This is a genomic window from Embleya sp. NPDC059213, from assembly GCF_042754445.1.
Lineage (GTDB): Bacteria > Actinomycetota > Actinomycetes > Streptomycetales > Streptomycetaceae > Embleya.
In genome coordinates this window covers 1-2,868 of sequence record NZ_JBHZAV010000379.1, presented here as the reverse complement: position 1 = coordinate 2,868, position 2,868 = coordinate 1, and the positions used below count along the sequence as shown (strand labels likewise).

General features: G+C 70.7%; 1 protein-coding gene. It reads right to left on the bottom strand.

Going from position 1 to position 2,868, the window contains the following annotated elements:
* Positions 1-15 precede the first annotated feature (15 nt).
* Entirely contained in the window at positions 16-2,136 is a 2,121-nt protein-coding gene (fusA, locus tag ACFXMF_RS47355; protein ID WP_379992268.1) for an elongation factor G, read from the bottom strand.
* Positions 2,137-2,868 lie beyond the last annotated feature (732 nt).

Here is a 2,868-nt window from a genome sequence, read left to right as displayed (position 1 = left end):
GCACCCCGGCGGCGACTACGCGGTGCCCGCCTTGGCCAGGATCGCCGCGGCGACGTTCCCGGGCACTCGGGCGTACGAGTCGAACTTCATCGTGTAGCTCGCCCGCCCCGAGGTCCGCCCGCGCAGGTCGCCCACGTAGCCGAACATCTCGGCCAGCGGCACCAGCGCGGTGACGACCTTGGCGCCGGAGCGCTCGGTCATCGTGGCGACCTGTCCACGCCGGGCGTTGAGGTTGCCGATGACCTCACCGAGGTAGTCCTCGGGCGTGGTGACCTCGACCGCCATCGTCGGTTCGAGCAGCGCCGGCGCCGCCAGCCGCGCGGCCTCCTTGAAGGCCAGCGATCCGGCGATCCGGAAGGCCATCTCGGACGAGTCGACGTCGTGGAAGTCGCCGTCGAGCAGGGTGACCCGAAGGCCGGTGAGCGGATATCCGGCCAGTACACCGAACTCCATCGCGGCTCGGCAGCCCGCGTCCACCGACGGGATGTACTCCTTCGGGATGCGCCCGCCGGTGACCTTGTCGATGAACTCGTAGCCTTCTCCCTCCAGTGGTTCGATGGCGATCCGGACCTTGGCGTACTGGCCCTTGCCGCCGGTCTGCTTGCGATAGGTGTAGTCGTGTGCGGCCACCGACGCGCACACCGTCTCGCGGTAGGCGACCCGGGGCCGGCCGACGTCGGCCACGACGTCGAACTCCAGTCGCATGCGGTCCACCAGCACCTCCAGGTGCAGTTCGCCCATGCCCGAGACGATGGTCTGGCCGGTCTCCCGGTCGGTCTTGACCCGGAAGGACGGGTCCTCCTCGGCCAGGCGCTGGATCGCGACGCCCAGTTTCTCCCGGTCCGCGCGGGAACCGGGCTCGATCGCCACCTCCAGCACCGGTACCGGGAAGTCCATCGATTCCAGGATCACCGGGTGCGCCGGGTCGCACAGCGTCTCGCCGGTGGTGGTCTGCCGCAGCCCCATCACCGCGACGATGTCGCCGGCGCCCACCGACGCGATCTCCTCTCGTTTGTCGGCGTGCATCCGGTAGATCTTGCCGATTCGTTCCTTGCGGCCCTTGACCGGATTCTGCACCTGGTCGCCGGCGGTGAGCCGGCCCGAGTAGACCCGGACGAAGGTCAGCTTGCCCAGGTGCGGATCACTGGCGATCTTGAACGCCAGTGCCGCCAGCGGTTGTTCGTCCGACGGCCGGCGCTCGACATCGGTCCGCGCCGCGTCGACCGCGCGGCCCACGATCGCGGCCACGTCCAGCGGCGACGGCAGGTAGCGCGCGACGGCGTCGAGCAGTGGCTGAACTCCCTTGTTCTTGAAAGCGGTTCCACACAGGACCGGGGTGACGGTGCGACCTTCCTCGGAGCCCGAGGCGATGGTGATCCGGCGGATCGCGGCGTGCAACTGCGCCTCGGTGGGCTCCTCGCCCGCCAGGAACAGTTCCAACATCGCCTCGTCGTGTTCGGCCACGGTCTCCACGAGCCGAGCCCGCCAGGTGAGCGCGGTCGCCAGGTGCGCGGCCGGGATCTCGACGTCGTCGTAGGCGTCGCCGAGCGCACTCTCGGCGGGCCACACCAGGGCGCGCATGCGGACCAGGTCGACCACGCCGCGGAAGTCGGCCTCGGCACCGATCGGCAACTGCACGACCAGGGCCACCGCGCCCAGTCGTTCGCCGATCATCTCGACGCAACGATGGAACTCGGCGCCGGTGCGGTCGAGTTTGTTGACGAAGCAGATCCGGGGCACCCGGTAGCGGTCCGCCTGTCGCCACACCGTCTCGGACTGCGGCTCGACGCCGGCGACCCCGTCGAAGACGGTGACCGCGCCGTCGAGCACCCGCAGGCAACGCTCCACCTCGACGGTGAAGTCGACGTGGCCGGGTGTGTCGATGAGGTTGATCCGGTGACTCACCCCGTCCAGGGCCCAGTCGCAGGTGATCGCGGCGGAGGTGATGGTGATGCCGCGGTCGCGCTCCTGCGGCATCCAGTCCGTCGTGGTGGTGCCGTCGTGGACTTCGCCGATCCGGTGCGAGGCGCCCGTGTAGAACAGGATGCGCTCGGTCGTGGTGGTCTTGCCGGCGTCGATGTGGGCCATGATCCCGATGTTGCGGATGCCGGCGAGGTCGCGGGCGGTTGTGGTCATGACGGAGTCTTCTCTCCTGCTCGATGGGATGGCTGGTGACGAATCCGGGCAGCCGCCATCACTCCGCGACCCGACCGGGCGTGCTGCCTGAACGGCACGGAGGGGCAACGGATTTCATCGGACGGCGGCATGCCGGGGTGCGATGGCCGCCGGGACCGGTGCGCGCGACCGGACACACCCCATCGACCCATGGGCGGACCACACGCGTCGGTCGGCGACACCGACGGTGACGCCGCCGATCGGCGGGCGTGCGGGTGCGCCGGAACCGGCACGGCGCGAGGCGCGGCGCGGTCGGTCGAAGGAGGATCAGGGCGCGGGCGCGGGCCGAGCCCGGACGAACCGGGCTCGGCGCGGGGCGGCGGCCTTCGGGTCGACTCGGGGGCGGCTGGTCAACCGCGGGTCGGCGGTCGGCGCAACATGTGTCGTCGCACCACTCACCGACGCCGGCTCAGCCGCGAGGCGACCCGGAGCAATCAGGCCAACGGCCCTTCCACGGCTCCCGATTCGTCGACGGATGCCCACTCCGCGGCCGGTCGCCGAACGCGAAGCGCGGCCCACCGATCCGCTCGCAGGTCACATCCATGTCCCCAAGGTAGATCAAGAACTCCCGCACGGTCACCTGCATTTCCCACACACCCGAACACACCCGTCCACCCCACCGACCCGCCCCGCGCCCACGCCGCATCCGCACCCGCGCTCACGCCCGCGCCCGCGCCGCGCCCGCCCCGCGCC